Origin of the sequence: Pseudomonas sp. Irchel s3f10, from assembly GCF_900187515.1 — a bacterium.
Lineage (GTDB): Bacteria > Pseudomonadota > Gammaproteobacteria > Pseudomonadales > Pseudomonadaceae > Aquipseudomonas > Aquipseudomonas tensinigenes.
The window spans coordinates 310,371-324,712 of sequence record NZ_FYDZ01000006.1; the positions used below are offsets into that span (position 1 = coordinate 310,371).

At 60.5% G+C, this 14,342-nt stretch carries 15 protein-coding genes; 5 read left to right on the plus strand and 10 right to left on the minus strand.

Annotation, left to right across the window (positions count from 1 at the left end):
• The first annotated feature begins 28 nt into the window (after positions 1-28).
• On the plus strand, positions 29-166 hold the full coding sequence (locus CKW17_RS30390) for a hypothetical protein (RefSeq protein WP_176470080.1): 138 nt from the start codon (positions 29-31) through the stop codon (positions 164-166).
• A complete protein-coding gene (locus CKW17_RS16215) occupies positions 163-1,167 on the plus strand; it encodes an NADP-dependent oxidoreductase (protein ID WP_095120604.1) in 1,005 nt (334 codons plus the stop codon). Before CKW17_RS30390 ends, CKW17_RS16215 begins: the two co-directional genes overlap by 4 nt.
• Positions 1,168-1,292: 125 nt before the next feature.
• Here CKW17_RS16215 and pyrF read toward each other — a convergent pair whose 3' ends face one another.
• Positions 1,293-1,991: an orotidine-5'-phosphate decarboxylase gene (pyrF, locus tag CKW17_RS16220; RefSeq protein WP_175559628.1), complete on the minus strand. Its 699-nt coding sequence runs from the start codon at positions 1,989-1,991 to the stop codon at positions 1,293-1,295.
• Positions 1,992-2,275: 284 nt separating this feature from the next.
• On the opposite strand from pyrF, the gene CKW17_RS16225 reads away from it, so the two are divergent.
• The 3 genes from CKW17_RS16225 (at position 2,276) to xopAW (ending at position 5,170) form a co-directional block, all read left to right on the plus strand.
• Positions 2,276-3,037 carry a response regulator gene (locus CKW17_RS16225; RefSeq protein WP_007917450.1) on the plus strand — a complete coding sequence of 254 codons (762 nt, stop codon included), beginning with the start codon at positions 2,276-2,278 and terminating at the stop codon, positions 3,035-3,037.
• Positions 3,037-4,086: a HAMP domain-containing sensor histidine kinase gene (locus CKW17_RS16230; protein ID WP_095120605.1), complete on the plus strand. Its 1,050-nt coding sequence runs from the start codon at positions 3,037-3,039 to the stop codon at positions 4,084-4,086. The genes CKW17_RS16225 and CKW17_RS16230 overlap by 1 nt, the downstream gene beginning before the upstream one ends.
• 232 nt (positions 4,087-4,318) lie before the next feature.
• A complete protein-coding gene (gene xopAW / locus CKW17_RS16235; RefSeq protein WP_095120606.1) occupies positions 4,319-5,170 on the plus strand; it encodes an EF-hand domain-containing protein in 852 nt (283 codons plus the stop codon).
• Positions 5,171-5,991: 821 nt separating this feature from the next.
• Here xopAW and CKW17_RS16240 read toward each other — a convergent pair.
• From CKW17_RS16240 to CKW17_RS16280, 9 genes are all read right to left on the minus strand, one after another.
• Positions 5,992-7,044, minus strand: a complete 1,053-nt coding sequence (locus CKW17_RS16240; RefSeq protein ID WP_038367546.1) for an AI-2E family transporter — start codon at positions 7,042-7,044, stop codon at positions 5,992-5,994.
• 69 nt (positions 7,045-7,113) lie between these two features.
• Positions 7,114-7,920, minus strand: coding sequence for a DUF4892 domain-containing protein (locus tag CKW17_RS16245; RefSeq protein ID WP_095120607.1), 807 nt, complete (start codon positions 7,918-7,920; stop codon positions 7,114-7,116).
• Positions 7,921-8,035: 115 nt separating this feature from the next.
• A complete protein-coding gene (locus tag CKW17_RS16250) occupies positions 8,036-8,890 on the minus strand; it encodes an alpha/beta hydrolase (protein WP_095120608.1) in 855 nt (284 codons plus the stop codon).
• Positions 8,887-9,693, minus strand: coding sequence for an alpha/beta fold hydrolase (locus tag CKW17_RS16255; protein WP_038367530.1), 807 nt, complete (start codon positions 9,691-9,693; stop codon positions 8,887-8,889). Before CKW17_RS16255 ends, CKW17_RS16250 begins: the two co-directional genes overlap by 4 nt.
• Before the next feature lie 275 nt (positions 9,694-9,968).
• Positions 9,969-10,412 carry a hotdog fold thioesterase gene (locus tag CKW17_RS16260; protein WP_095051070.1) on the minus strand — a complete coding sequence of 148 codons (444 nt, stop codon included), beginning with the start codon at positions 10,410-10,412 and terminating at the stop codon, positions 9,969-9,971.
• Positions 10,413-10,443: 31 nt separating this feature from the next.
• Positions 10,444-12,099: an AMP-binding protein gene (locus CKW17_RS16265; RefSeq protein ID WP_095120609.1), complete on the minus strand. Its 1,656-nt coding sequence runs from the start codon at positions 12,097-12,099 to the stop codon at positions 10,444-10,446.
• Positions 12,100-12,308: 209 nt separating this feature from the next.
• Positions 12,309-12,761 (minus strand): phosphohistidine phosphatase SixA, encoded by a 453-nt coding sequence (gene sixA, locus CKW17_RS16270; RefSeq protein WP_007917466.1) that lies wholly within the window; start codon positions 12,759-12,761, stop codon positions 12,309-12,311.
• Entirely contained in the window at positions 12,758-13,105 is a 348-nt protein-coding gene (locus CKW17_RS16275; RefSeq protein WP_095120610.1) for a DUF4389 domain-containing protein, read from the minus strand. Before CKW17_RS16275 ends, sixA begins: the two co-directional genes overlap by 4 nt.
• Positions 13,106-13,126: 21 nt before the next feature.
• Positions 13,127-14,152 carry an NAD(P)H-dependent glycerol-3-phosphate dehydrogenase gene (locus tag CKW17_RS16280; RefSeq protein WP_090285290.1) on the minus strand — a complete coding sequence of 342 codons (1,026 nt, stop codon included), beginning with the start codon at positions 14,150-14,152 and terminating at the stop codon, positions 13,127-13,129.
• Between the last annotated feature and the right edge of the window lie 190 nt (positions 14,153-14,342).

The window sequence follows — 14,342 nt, forward strand, 5'->3', positions numbered from 1 at the left end:
GCACTATCCAATGGCTGTTTAGGTGCCCATGCATCGCAGTGATAAAACCGTCCCGGTGATCATCACTGCACTGGATCGGCGTGCATTCGCCGCATCAGCCAACCTTGCGCCAATGCAGCCAAGCGTCTATCAACAAGACTTCATTCCGTTCGAGTGCCTGCCATGACCAACCAGACCAATCGCCAGTTCCTGCTCGCCAAACGCCCGGTGGGTGCGGCCAACCGCGAGACCTTCACCTATCAGGAAGTACCGGTGGGCGAACCGGCAGCGAACCAGATTCTGGTCAAGAACGAATACCTGTCCCTCGACCCGGCCATGCGTGGCTGGATGAACGAAGGCAAGTCCTACATCCCGCCAGTGGGTATCGGTGAAGTCATGCGCGCGCTGGGCGTGGGAAAAGTCATCGCCTCGAACAACCCGGGCTTTGCGGTCGGGGACTACGTCAACGGCGCCATTGGCGTGCAGGATTACTTCCTCGGCGAGCCCAGAGGTTTCTACAAAGTCGACCCGAAACTGGCGCCGCTGCCGGTGTATTTGTCTGCGCTGGGCATGACCGGCATGACTGCGTATTTTGCCCTGCTGGATGTCGGTGCGCCGAAGGCCGGCGACACCGTGGTGTTGTCCGGCGCTGCGGGTGCAGTGGGCAGCATTGCCGGACAGATTGCCAAGATCAAAGGCTGCCGCGTGGTCGGCATTGCCGGCGGCGCCGACAAGTGCAAGTTCCTCATTGATGAACTGGGCTTCGACGGCGCCATCGACTACAAGTCCGAAGATGTCGTGGCCGGGCTTAAACGCGAATGCCCGAAAGGCGTCGACGTGTATTTCGACAACGTCGGCGGCGACATCCTCGATGCGGTATTGAGCCGCTTGAACATGAAGGCGCGGGTGGTGATCTGCGGCGCGATCAGCCAGTACAACAACAAGGAAGCGGTCAAAGGTCCGGCCAACTATCTGTCGCTGCTGGTCAATCGCGCGCGGATGGAAGGTTTTGTGGTGATGGATTACGCGGCGCAGTACGCCAGCGCCGCACAGGAAATGGCCGGGTGGATGGCCAAGGGGCAGCTCAAGAGCAAGGAAGATATCGTTGAAGGTCTGGAGACCTTTCCGGAGACGCTGATGAAATTGTTCAGCGGTGAGAACTTTGGCAAGTTGGTGCTGAAGGTTTAAGCCCACCACAAAACAAATGTAGGAGTGAGCCTGCTCGCGATAGCGGTGTGTCAGTCAACATTAACGTTGTTTGACATACCGCTATCGCGAGCAGGCTCACTCCTACAGGTTTTTGCAGTGTTTGCTTAGGCGATTTCAGCTACAACCGACGCCAGCGCCTGTGCCGGATCCGCCGCCTGGCTGATCGGACGGCCAATCACCAGATAATCGGAACCGGCATCCAGCGCCTGACGCGGGGTCAGAATGCGGCGCTGATCGTCCTGCGCGCTGCCGGCCGGACGAATCCCCGGAGTCACCAGTTGCAGCGACGGATGCGCTGTTTTCAGTGCCGAGGCTTCCAACGCCGAGCACACCAGACCGTCCATGCCAGCCTTCTCGGCCAGCGCAGCCAGTCGCAGCACTTGTTCCTGCGGTTCGATATCCAGACCGATACCGGCCAGGTCTTCACGCTCCATGCTGGTCAGCACGGTCACGCCGATCAGCAACGGCTGCGGACCGCTGCGCTTGTCCAGCTCTTCACGGCAAGCGGCCATCATGCGCATACCACCGGAGCAATGCACGTTGACCATCCACACGCCCATCTCGGCGGCGGCTTTCACGGCCATCGCGGTGGTGTTGGGAATGTCGTGAAATTTCAAATCGAGGAATACTTCAAAACCCTTGTCACGCAGGGTACCGACAATTTCTGCGGCGCAACTGGTGAACAGTTCCTTGCCCACTTTGACCCGGCACAGTTTCGGGTCCAACTGATCGGCCAGCTTCAGTGCGGCGTCACGGGTGGGGAAATCCAGGGCGACGATGATAGGAGTCTGGCAGGCGGACATGAATGGGCTCTCAGGCAGGTCGAAATCGGCGCGCATTGTAGCGGAACCGGCGGCGGCGCGGCACCCGATGATCGGTAAATCGTCGCGCCGACCGTGATCAGCATAGCGCTCGCTGCTATTGTGTCGACTCCGATACACAACCGACATGCCAGCAACAAGCACCCGCGCTAGCCTCGCCAGCCGCAATACGTCCTTACATCAGCACTTCCCGCCTCACGGCCGGACGCCTATGCTGAAACCACAACCTCGCAGCCCATCTTTTGTGGTTGGCGGCCTACTGGCAGATGAACAGCCTCATGCACAACACCCAAATGACCGCGACGGATGAGCCTAAAGACGACAAGCGCTGGAGCATTCGCGCGCTGATCGTCGACGATGACGTGCCGATCCGCGAGCTGATGATCGATTACCTCGCCCGTTTCAATATCCACGCCAGCGGCGTGACCGACGGTGCGGCGATGCGTCAGGCGCTGCTCGCCGAGCATTTTGACGTTGTCGTGCTGGACCTGATGCTGCCCGGCGAAGACGGCTTGTCGCTGTGCCGCTGGCTGCGCGCCGAATCGGACATCCCGATCCTGATGCTCACCGCACGGTGCGAACCGACTGACCGCATCATCGGCCTGGAACTCGGCGCTGATGACTACATGGCCAAACCGTTCGAACCGCGCGAACTGGTCGCGCGCATTCAGACCATCCTGCGCCGGGTGCGCGATGACCGTACCGAGCAACGGGCCAACATTCGTTTCGACAACTGGCGCCTGAACAGCGTCCTGCGTCAGTTGATCGCTGACGATGGCTTGGTGGTGCCGCTGTCCAACGCCGAATTCCGCCTGCTATGGGTTTTCATCGAGCGTCCGCGCCGGGTGCTCAGCCGCGAGCAATTGCTCGACGCGGCCCGGGGTCGTTCGATCGAAGCGTTCGACCGCAGCATTGATTTGCTGGTATCGCGCCTGCGGCAGAAACTCGGTGACGACCCGAAAGCGCCACAGTTGATCAAAACCGTGCGCGGTGAGGGTTACCTGTTCGACGCGCGGGACATCGGCTGATGCGGGCGCGCTTCGACACGCTGTTCGGCCGCCTGTTTGGCGTGCTGTTCGTGGCGATCGTCCTCGCGCACCTGCTGGCGTTCACCTGGTTCCGTCTCTACGGCCCGCCCCCGCCTCCGCCGCCGCCGGAATTCTCCCAAGGCGCCAACGGCCAACCAATGGCGCAAGACCCACGCTATCCGCCACGGCCACCGCGTCCGTGGTTCGGTGGCCCGGTGGTGCCGCTGACCTTTCAATTCATCACACTGATGATCGCGGCATGGTACGGCGCCAAACTGCTCAGTCGCCCGATCCAGCGCCTGAGCGACGCCGCCGAACGCCTCAGCGAAGACCTCGACAGCCCGCCACTTGATGAGTCTGGTCCGCGCGAAGCACGGCAAGCCGCGCACACCTTCAACCTGATGCAACGGCGCATTCGCGAACAGGTGCAACAGCGCGCGCGGATGCTCGGTGCCGTGTCCCATGATTTGCGCACACCGTTGTCACGCCTGAAACTGCGCCTGGAAAATATCAGCGACGAAAAGCTGCAAGGCCAGATGCGTCAGGACCTGGACGACATGATCGGCATGCTCGACGCCACCCTCACCTACCTGCACGAACAACGCACCAGCGAAGCGTTGCAATTGATGGATGTGCAGGCGCTGGTCGAGTCACTGTGCGAAAACGCTCAGGACCAGGGCGCCGACGTGCACGTCAGCGGCCATTGCGCACCGTTGCCGGTGCAGCCGATGGCGCTGCGTTCGTGCATCAACAACCTCATGGACAATGCTCTGCGTTATGCCGGGCAGGCACGCATCGAGTTGCACGATCAGCGCGAGCAACTGCTGATCCGCGTGATCGACCACGGCCCGGGGATTGCCGAGGACATGCGTGAAGCGGTGTTTGAACCGTTCTATCGCCTGGAAGGCTCGCGCAATCGCAACTCTGGCGGTGTGGGGTTGGGGATGACCATTGCCCGCGAGGCAGCGCAGCGTTTGGGTGGCCAGCTCAATCTTGAAGAAACCCCCGGCGGTGGCCTTACCGCCATCATTCGCCTGCCGCGCCCCTGAGAAACACACATCCCCTTGTAGGAGTGAGCCTGCTCGCGATAGCGGTTTATCTGTGAGAGTTGCATTGACTGACACACCGCTATCGCGAGCACGCTCACTCCTACAGGGGGTGGAGGTGAAATTTCAGTCTGTGTACCCACCGGTACAAATCCCACATACCCCCGACAACTTGCGCCCTGACGCTGCATAAGCCGGTACACCCGCCGGTTTTCCAATCCAGGGAGTGAGTCCGATGATCGGTAGCGTCAGCAATTACACGAGCTATACCAGCACCAGCAGCACCTCCACGCAAAACGCCCGCAGCCAGCAACTGCAAAAAGAACTGTTCGCCAAACTCGACAGCAACGACGACGGCGCGGTGGATCAGGACGAACTGAAAAGCGCCCTGTCGCAGAAGTCCGACGACGGACTGTTGGTCAACCTGAGCAAACAGTTCGGCGATCTGGACAGCGACGCCAGCGGCAGCCTCAGTGCCGAAGAAATGACCGCCATGGCGCCCCCTCCGCCACCGCCCCACGATCAAGCACCAGACACCGACCTCGCCGACGCTCTGATCAGCGCCCTCGACAGCGATGGCGACGGCGCCATCAGCAGCGACGAACTGAGCAGCGGCCTGACCAGCGCCGGCAATACCGCCGACAGCAACGAACTCTTTTCCGCCCTCGACAAGAACAAGGACGGCACCGTCAGCCAGGACGAACTCACCGCCAGCCTGACCCCACCGCCGCCTCCGCCACCAGCAATCAACAGCGACGAACTGTTCAGCCAGCTCGACGCCGATGGCGACGGCAGCGTGACCGCGACAGAACTGAGCAGTGCACTACAGACCAGCGACAGCGCGACTTCAACCACTGACACCAGTGCCGCGCTGCTAAAGGTTCTCGATAGCGACAGCAGTGGTGGCGTGAGCAGCGATGAGCTGAAAGCGGCGCTACAGGCTGCGAGAGAACGACCGGAGGAAGAGCAGACCGCTTCGACCCAGAGCACCACTGAAGCCCTGAACCGCATGATTGCCAATCTGAGCAAACAGTACTCGCTGGAGAAAACGGCGTCGGTGGGCAAGTATTTGAATGTGGCGACTTGAGTCGACGCCATTATTTGCCGCCGACAATCAAAAGCCCCTCACCCTAACCCTAACCCTCTCCCAGAGGGAGAGGGGACTGACCGAGGTGTTTGGACGAGTTACGCCGACGTGAAATACCGAGTCGAACTCAGATTCTGAAAAAGATCAAAAGCCCCTCACCCTAGCCCTTTCCCAGAGGGAGCGGGGACTGATCGAGGTGTTTGGACGAGTTACACCGACGTGAAATACCGAGTCGAACTCAGATTCTGAAACAGATCAAATGCCCCTCACCCTAGCCCTCTCCCAGAGGGAGAGGGGACTGACCGAGGTGTTTGGACGAGTTACGCCGACGTGAAATACCGAGTCGAACTCAGATTCTGAAAAAGATCAAAAGCCCCTCACCCTAGCCCTTTCCCAGAGGGAGCGGGGACTGATCGAGGTGTTTGGGAGAGGTACGCCGACGTGCAGACACCGCGTTGAACGCAAATCCAACGCCGAACACCTCACGCTCTTCACCACTCAATAGGCCGAGTGTCAGCTCGCCTGCTTTTGATCTTGATCCACCAGCGACGTCGGAAGGCTGAGTGGAGGGATTGATCCGGGCGTGGGAGCGCAGCGACCGTTTGGCGCAGCCAAACACAGCGAGAGGAGGTGCAGCGAAGCAAACCGTAGACGCTGCGCCCGGATCGATCCCGCAGCGAAGGAACCCCGAGCCCCAGCGAGCGGGCCGCACGTAGGAGCAAGCCTTTTTGGTTACTTTTTCGGCGTCTGGAAAAAGTGACCCGCCGTAAGGGCGGAACCCTAAGCCGCCGTTACCGCAGCAACGGATATACCCACAAAAATCAGCGTCGCTCCTCAACCCGCCCCTGACTCTTGCTCCAATCTGTCAACAAACTATAAGCCACCGCCAACAACGTAGGCCCGATAAACAACCCGATAAACCCAAACGCAATCAACCCGCCAAACACCCCAAGCAACACAATCACCAACGGCAAATTCCCCCCGCGACTGATCAGATACGGCTTGAGCACGTTGTCCACGCCACTGATGATGAACGTCCCCCAGATCCCGAGAAACACCGCCATCCCATACTCACCCTTCCACGCCAGCCAGGCCGTGGCCGGCACCCACACCAACGGCGGCCCCATCGGAATCAGACTCAACAGGAAGGTGACAATCCCGAGCACCAGCGCCCCCGGCACCCCGGCAATCAAAAACCCGATCAACGCCAGAACCGCCTGCGCCGCTGCCGTCCCGATCACCCCGTTGACCACGCGCTGCACAGTCCCGGCGACCAGCTCGATGTAATAGCCCGCGCGATCACCGATCAAGCGCTCCAGCAAACTGTGCACAAACGCCGCCAGCCGTGGCCCGTCACGATAGAAAAAGAACACAAAGACAATGCTCAACGTCAGCTCGAGAATCCCGCCGCCAATCTGCGCACTGCGCGCCAGCAGCCAGTTACCGACCTGCCCGAGATACGGTTTGACCGAGACCATCAGCGCCGCACCTTGCTGATCGATGCTGTCCCACAGTCCCACCAGCCGTTCACCAACAAACGGCACAGCCCCCAGCCAGGCCGGCGCTTCCGGCAGACCGTCGACCTGCACATCCTTGATAAACGCCGTGGCATCGCGCACATGATCCGCCAGGTTAAACCCCAGCCACACCAGCGGCGCCGCCACCAACAGCATCCAGCCCAGTGTCAGAATCGCCGCAGCCAGCGATTCCCGGCCATTGAGCCAGCGGGTCAACAGGCGCATCAGCGGCCAACTGGCAAACGCCAGCACCGCGCCCCAGAAAAGTGCCGACCAGAACGGCGCCATCACCCACAGGCTGGCCCCAAACAACACCAGCAGCAGGATCTGCACCAGCAGGCGATCGTTATTGAGCATGTAAGGTCTCGAAAAAGTCAGTCAGGCAAAGAGTAGGCGAACACGCGATTCGTGCTCGCCTGAAACAGCTTAACGCAACAGATCGATGCGCAGGCCAGAGCCTTCGACACTGCCGGTCTCCATGCGCGCCGCGCGCACGCCCTGATTGATCAGCGCCTCGCGCCAGGCTTCGGCCTTGGGCCCGGACACCGTGACCCGCAACGTCGTGTCGAGGTTCAGGCCACGGGAAATCAGCCGCAGCCAGGTATCATCCGGCTCATTCACGCGATCAGGGAAATCCAGCTCTCCGGTGCTTTTGAGCTGACGCAACAGCGTCGCCGAGGTCGGCAGCAGCTCACCCAACGGTGCCACTGCTTCGAACTGTTCGACATGCAGATAGGCTTTGCGATTGCCGCGAGTAATGCTGTAAAGCGCTACCAGCGTGTTGTCACGCGGTGCGGCCAGCCTCAACAGCAGATAGGCCTGTTGCTCGTCAGCGCCATACAGTTTGGCGTTACCGAACACTTCGTTGGCCCACAGACTGCTTTCGCCGCAATCACGCGCCTGACACCAGAACAGCAATTCAGCGTCCTGCTTTTGCAAGGCTTCGCGGGCGGCGGTGAAGGCTTCGGTGGCGGAATGTTCGGGTGGCAACTCGTAGGTCACCGAAGTGGTTTGGCCACGTGCGGTGACCTGGCCATCGAAACGCAGCTGGCCACTGATCTTGCGGATCGAACCCAGCGGATAGATCCGCTCAAGCTCCACGGGCGGGCGATAGTCGACGATTTGCGCGTCGGCCAGACGCGGCACGATCTGCAAGTCCTGACTGCCCGGCACATCGGCGGCGAACGAAACGGTACTGAAACAGCACAGTGCCAACAGACTGAGTGACCGCATAGTCAGCCTCATCGGATCGGCATGACTGGGTAATTCGAGGTCGCAGCGGTGTAGAAATCCATCGTGGTTGTCTCCCATTTCAACCCGACCAGCCTCGACAGTTGCCCGCAGCAAGTCAAGGAATGGCGAAGAACCGATTGAAACAGTCTGCGACAAGGTCGGCCCCGGCCTCATCGTTCAGGTGCAAATGGTGCCCGCCCGCCAACTGTTCCCGGCTAAAGGGTAGACTCTCCAGCAGTTCGGGATGTTTGGCCAGCATGCCGTCAGCCGCGACCACCAGATGCGCGGGGCAACTGACTCGAAGCGCGAAAGCCATTGCTTGTTCCTGAGTCAGGCGCAGCGGCGATGGCAAGGTCAGGCGATTGTCGGTGCGCCAGGTGTAGCCGCCGGGCACCGGCATCAGCCCGCGTTGAGCCAGCAATTCAGCGGCCTCACGGCTGACTGCGACCAGACCTTTCATGCGCGCCTCGATAGCACGGTCGAGGCTGTTGTAAACCGGTTTGCGCTTCTCGCGCAGATCCAGTTGCGCTTGCAGAGCCATGCCCATGCGCTCGGCGGCGTTTTCGCCTTTGTCTGTAGGAGGAATGACGCCGTCGATCAGCGCCAGATGGCTAATGCGTTCCGGCAACGACCCCGCCAGCACCATCGAGACAATGGCGCCCATCGAATGCCCGAGCAGGCCGAAACGCTTCCAGCCCAATTGCTCGGCGACTTGCAGTACGTCATGGGCGTAGTCCCACAGTGCATACCCGGCGCCGTTTGGCCGATGCCCGGAATGCCCGTGCCCGGCCATGTCCAATGCGATAATGCGCAAGCCTTTGAGCTTCGGCGCCAGACGGGCAAAGCTGTTGGCGTTGTCGAGCCAGCCATGCAGTGCGATCACTGGCAGACCGTCCTCGGGGCCGAACAAATGCGCGGCCAGCTCGATATGCGGCAGGCTCAGGCGCACTTCTTCGAAGGTCGGGCTCATGCGCAATCCTTGTCCTGACGGTTTTCCCAGCGGGTGAACAAATTCTTCAACAACCGCGCTGTATCCTGCGGACGCTCAAGCGGAAACATGTGGCCACCGGGCATGCTCAGTGCCTCACCCTGGGCCAGACGCGAAACGAAACGGGTGTGATGGCGCATGACCACGCGACTCTTGTGCCCGCGCACTACCGCCAGCGGCACCTGCAATTGCCGGGTACGGCCAGGGCTGGTGTGCGGCACGCCGCGATAGATGCTGATTTCGGTGGCGGGGTCGAAACGCAGGCGCAATTTGTCGCCAACCTGATGCAAACCGTGTTGCAGGTAGGCATCAAAGCATTCCGGATCGAAACCGCGAAATAGTGTTTTACCGGCAAAGTAGCTGCGCGCACTGTCGAGATCGGCGAATTCTTCACGCCGGCCAAGGGTGCGGCCGGCCGGGGTCAGCTTGTCGATAAAACCAAAACGCTTGGCCGCACGGATCACCCACTGATCGGTGCGGGTCAGCACGGGCGAATCAAGCATCACCACGCCGCGATACAGCTCCGGGCAACGCAGCGCCGCGTGCAAGTGCAACACCCCGCCAAAGGAGTGGCCAACGCCCCACACCGGTTGATCCTGCTGCTGCAAATGGTGGATCAACTCGTCGACGAGGTTGTACCAGTTGTCGTCCGCCGGAAAACGCGGGTCATGGGCGTGCTGCTCCAGATGCGCAACCCGGTACTCGGGCGCCAGCGCCGCGAACAACTTGCCATAGGTACCCGAAGGGAAGCCGTTGGCGTGGGCGAAAAAGATTGGTTGCGACATGCGGGCAAATCCATGAGCGGGAAACGTGGCGTTGATTGTCCGTAAGACCGCGCCTTACAGCAATGACCGTAACTGCCAGGAATGATGACAGTCCGGTCAGCGTGATGGTGTGTCAGGGAGATCGCTTCCCCCTCACCCCAGCCCTCTCCCCCAAGGGGGCGAGGGGGAAAGGAGCAGATCTGCATGAATTTCAAAACCTGAGTTCGACTCGATAACTCAGGTCGGCGCAACTCGAACATCCAGCCCGGTCAGTCCCCTCTCCCTCGGGGAGAGGGTTAGGGTGAGGGTGGCTGCTCACCCAACGGCACAACCGCCATGGTCAACCGCGATACACAACTGGCCTTGCCTTCATCGCTGGTCAAACGGATATCCCACACATGAGTGGTGCGACCAATATGAATCGGCTTGGCCACCGCCGTCACCCGCCCGCTGCGCAAGCCGCGCAAATGGTTGGCGTTGATTTCAAGCCCTACGCAATAAAACTTGCTGGCATCGATGCACAGGTAACTGGCCATCGAGCCGACGGTTTCCGCCAGCACCACCGACGCGCCGCCGTGCAGCAAACCGTAGGGCTGATGGGTGCGATGGTCGATGACCATGCTCGCGGTCAGCGATTCTTCGTCGAACGCTTCGAAGCGGATGTCCAACACTTCGCCGATGGTGTTCTTCTGGATTGCGTTCAACTGCTCGATGTTCGGAGTGGTACGCCACAAGCTCATCGCAGACTTCCTTTGTTGTTTTAGTCGTCGCTCAATCCTGCCACAGCACCGCCTCGCTGCGCTCGCTCCATTCTTCGAAACGCGCGCCATAGGTGTCTTCGATGACGTTGCGCTTGATCTTCAGGGTCGGCGTAAGGAAGCCGTTTTCCACCGCCCAACTGTCCTTGACCACCACCAACCGGCGCAGGCGCTCATGCTTGTCGAGCGCGGCGTTGACCTCCTCCAGGAGTTTTTCCAGGCTCGAATGCAGACTCGCCCGGCCCTCCTCCTGATTGACCGTCGACAGCACACACAACCCCAGCGGTGCACTCAAACCGTCCCCCACCACGCACACCTGTTCAATCCGTGAATGCACCGCCAGACGATTTTCGATCGGCGCCGGGGCGACGTATTTGCCTTTGCTGGTCTTGAAGATTTCCTTGAGTCGACCGGTCAGGCGCAGGCGCCCTTCAGCATCCTGCTCGCCCTTGTCGCCGGTGCGCAGAAAACCGTCCTCGGTCAGGGTCTCGGCGGTTTTCTGCGGTTCCTTGAAGTAACCGAGCATGTTCGCCTGACTGCGTACCTGCACCTCGCCCGACTCATCGATACGCACTTCGACATCGGGGCACGGTTTGCCGATCCAGCCCTGCTTGTATTGCCCCGGCAGGCAGATATGCGAGTAGCCGCAGCTCTCGGTCATGCCGTAGACCTCCAATACATCGAGGCCGAGTTTCTGATACCAGGCGAGCAAGGTCTGCGGCACCGGCGCTGCACCGGACAGCGCCACGCGCAAAGCATCCAGCCCCAAGCCTGCCAATACTTTGTACCCGACCCGCTTGCCAATGAATGGCAGACCGAGGAGAAAATCCAGACGCTGCGCCGGGATCTTGTTGTACACGCCCATCTGAAATTTCGTCCAGATGCGCGGCACGCCGAACATTGCGGTCGGCCGCGCTCGCTGCAAGTCAGTGATAAAGGTTTCCAGGCTCTCGGCGAAGAATACGGTCTGCCCGGTGTAGATCGACGCCAGTTCAACGAACATACGCTCGGCGACATGGCACAGCGGCAGGTACGACAGCAGACGATCGTTCTCGTTGAGGCCGAACAGTTGCGTGCCACGGGTCGTGGCGAAACCGAGATTGGCAAAACTGTGCATCACGCCTTTGGGCAGGCCGGTGGTGCCGGAGGTGTAGATGATCGTTGCCAGTTGTTCGGCGGCTGGACGCGGATCGTCCTGAATCGGTGAGCTGCGCTGCAGGTCGGCCCAACTGAAATCAAAATCCCCGGGCGGATGCAGTGGCAGGCTGATGGTCGGCAGCTCCGCCGGCACGCCTTTGGACATGTTCGGCCAGTCGTCGAGTTTGCCAATGAAAGCCAGAACGCTTTCCGAGTGATTGAGCACTTGGGCGACGGAGTCGGCGGTGAGGTTGGGATACAGCGGAACGGAAACGTGCCCGGCCATCCAGATCGCCAGGTCGGCGATGATCCAGTGCGCGCAGTTTTTCGAGATCAGGGCGATGTGGCTGCCTTGCGGTAACTCGCGGGCGCGCAACCAGTGCGCGGCGCAGCGAGCCTGATGGCCGACGTCGGCCCAGCTCAGCGTCTCGACCTGCCCGCCGCCAATGGGCTGCACGAGGAAGCGCTGGCGCGGGTGCCGGGCTTCACGTTCGTAAAACACGTCCAGCGGCAAACGGAATGCGGCAGACATGCGACTCGCTCCTGTTTTTCGGGTCTGGAGCAAGCGTAGTCAACCAAGCAAGTGCTTGGTTGGAAAATTCACACAAATAATTTCAGGGTGTACGCGGTACCTGTAGGAGTGAGCCTGCTCGCGATAGCGGGTTGTCAGTCGACATAAATAGCGACTGATATACCGCTATCGCGAGCAGGCTCACTCCTACAGGGTCGGTGTTTACAACTTCAGGGATGTTTGAGGCTGTTAAGGGTCATCGAGCCAATCAGCAACTCAGGGCTTTCCAGCTCGGCCAAGCCAGCAGTACTGACCTTCTCCGGCGGATACCCGGCGCCATGCTGCAGATAGCTAAGCAGATTGCCCACCAACGGATTGTGGCTGACCAAGAGCACATTGCTCACCGACACCAGTTGGTCGGTGACTTTGTCCGGATCAACCTCCGGCGTCAGCCACTCGACCGTGCGAATTTCCGGCTCGAACCCCAGCGCCTCGCGAACAATCTGCGCGGTTTGCTGCGCACGCAGATAAGGGCTGGCGTAGATTGCCGTCAGCGGCTGGCCGATCAACCGGGCGGCGCTGCTCAAGGCCTCTTTGCGACCGTGCTCGGTCAGTTCCCGTTCGGAGTCGGGGCACGAGCCATAAGGCACGGCTTCACCGTGACGCAATACCCAGAGTTTCATAGCTTGGGTTCCTCATCTCGAACCGGATGTGGCGCCGGTGCGACGGCGTGCGGCGCTTCACCTTCCGGGGTACGCGGCATTGGCCAGTCGGCGAACGGCCAGGGTTTCTGGTCGCTGTGGAAGCTGCCGAAGCGGCCGATCTGCGCCAGAAACTGGCTCAGGCTGTCGCCAAAATTCATCAGGCTGGCGCTCGGGGCGCCATAGATCAAACGATAGATCAATTGCACCAGCACCACCGCGCCGAGGATGAACTGCGCCACTTGCCAGACCAGCACATAGACGATCATCCACAACACGCGCAGGAGGATGGATTCGTACTTGGCTTCTGTTTTTGGATCGTTCATGGCTTGCTACTCCCGGCTCACTCAGTTGAAACCACTGGTGGAAATAAAATCGACGTCGGTTTTCGGCTCGGCTCGCATCAGTAGACCGATCACCTGCTCCAGCGTGCGTCCTTCAAAGAGGATCGCATGCAGCCCGGCGACCAGCGGCATATAGACGCCGACTTCCTGGGACTTGGCCTTGAGCACCTTCAAGGTGTTGACCCCTTCGGCGACTTCACCGAGGCGCGACACCGCTTCGTCGAGGCTCAAGCCCTGACCCAGCGCAAAACCGACTTGATAGTTGCGACTCTTCGGCGACGAGCAGGTCACGATCAGATCGCCGACACCGGCCAGACCGAGGAAGGTCATGGGATTAGCGCCCTGATTCACCGCAAAGCGGGTCATCTCGGCGAGGGCGCGGGTGATCAACATGCTCTTGGTGTTCTCGCCCATTTCCAGCGCCACCGCCATGCCGGCGATGATTGCGTAAACGTTTTTCAACGCCCCGCCCAACTCGACACCGAAACGGTCGGCGCTGGCGTAAACGCGGAAAGTGCGACCGTGAAGCGCAGCTTGCACGGCTTTACAGAGTTCTTCGTCTTCGCTAGCGACCACGGTGGCGGTCAGCGCGTGCTCGGCGATCTCGCGCGCCAGATTTGGCCCGGACAACACGCCGATGCGCGCCTGCGGGGCGATCTCTTCGAGAATCTGGCTCATCAGCTTGAAAGTCTGTGCTTCGATGCCCTTGGTCAGGCTGACCAGCATCTTGCCGCTCAGGCGCTCGGCGTGGGCGGCGAGCACCGTGCGCAATGCGCTGGACGGCAGTGCGACGAAGCACAAATCACAGGCGTCGAGGGTTTCCTGCAGGTCGGTGACGGCGGTCACACCCGGCAGAATCTTGATGCCTTTGAGGTAACGCGGGTTTTCGCGATTGACCCGGATGGCCTCGGCCTGCTCGGGGTCACGCATCCACTGCCGGACTTGATGGCCGTTCTCGGCCAGTAGATTGGCCACGGCGGTACCAAAACTTCCGCCTCCCAGGACCGCAATCGGGCGCTGTTCAGTCATATGCAATCCGTTAATCCATACCAGTGGCGATGGCGGCATTATACGGGGCGGCCAACGCGCGGCCAGCCCCAGCAACAATTACCGACACTTGTAGGAAGAAGACCAATAAAACCTAGGAAAATGCCTGCAACGTGACTGGAAAAGTCGCTGCCCTCGGTTAACATGCGCGCCAATTCTTCGCTATCAAGGT

Bases quoted from the DNA above. Each gene is read 5' to 3' on its own strand.
- CKW17_RS30390 (WP_176470080.1), top strand. From the start codon at position 29: ATGCATCGCAGTGATAAAACCGTCCCGGTGATCATCACTGCACTGGAT.
- CKW17_RS16215 (WP_095120604.1), top strand. From the start codon at position 163: ATGACCAACCAGACCAATCGCCAGTTCCTGCTCGCCAAACGCCCGGTG.
- pyrF (WP_175559628.1), bottom strand. From the start codon at position 1,991: ATGTCCGCCTGCCAGACTCCTATCATCGTCGCCCTGGATTTCCCCACC.
- CKW17_RS16225 (WP_007917450.1), top strand. From the start codon at position 2,276: ATGAACAGCCTCATGCACAACACCCAAATGACCGCGACGGATGAGCCT.
- CKW17_RS16230 (WP_095120605.1), top strand. From the start codon at position 3,037: ATGCGGGCGCGCTTCGACACGCTGTTCGGCCGCCTGTTTGGCGTGCTG.
- xopAW (WP_095120606.1), top strand. From the start codon at position 4,319: ATGATCGGTAGCGTCAGCAATTACACGAGCTATACCAGCACCAGCAGC.
- CKW17_RS16240 (WP_038367546.1), bottom strand. From the start codon at position 7,044: ATGCTCAATAACGATCGCCTGCTGGTGCAGATCCTGCTGCTGGTGTTG.
- CKW17_RS16245 (WP_095120607.1), bottom strand. From the start codon at position 7,920: ATGCGGTCACTCAGTCTGTTGGCACTGTGCTGTTTCAGTACCGTTTCG.
- CKW17_RS16250 (WP_095120608.1), bottom strand. From the start codon at position 8,890: ATGAGCCCGACCTTCGAAGAAGTGCGCCTGAGCCTGCCGCATATCGAG.
- CKW17_RS16255 (WP_038367530.1), bottom strand. From the start codon at position 9,693: ATGTCGCAACCAATCTTTTTCGCCCACGCCAACGGCTTCCCTTCGGGT.
- CKW17_RS16260 (WP_095051070.1), bottom strand. From the start codon at position 10,412: ATGAGCTTGTGGCGTACCACTCCGAACATCGAGCAGTTGAACGCAATC.
- CKW17_RS16265 (WP_095120609.1), bottom strand. From the start codon at position 12,099: ATGTCTGCCGCATTCCGTTTGCCGCTGGACGTGTTTTACGAACGTGAA.
- sixA (WP_007917466.1), bottom strand. From the start codon at position 12,761: ATGAAACTCTGGGTATTGCGTCACGGTGAAGCCGTGCCTTATGGCTCG.
- CKW17_RS16275 (WP_095120610.1), bottom strand. From the start codon at position 13,105: ATGAACGATCCAAAAACAGAAGCCAAGTACGAATCCATCCTCCTGCGC.
- CKW17_RS16280 (WP_090285290.1), bottom strand. From the start codon at position 14,152: ATGACTGAACAGCGCCCGATTGCGGTCCTGGGAGGCGGAAGTTTTGGT.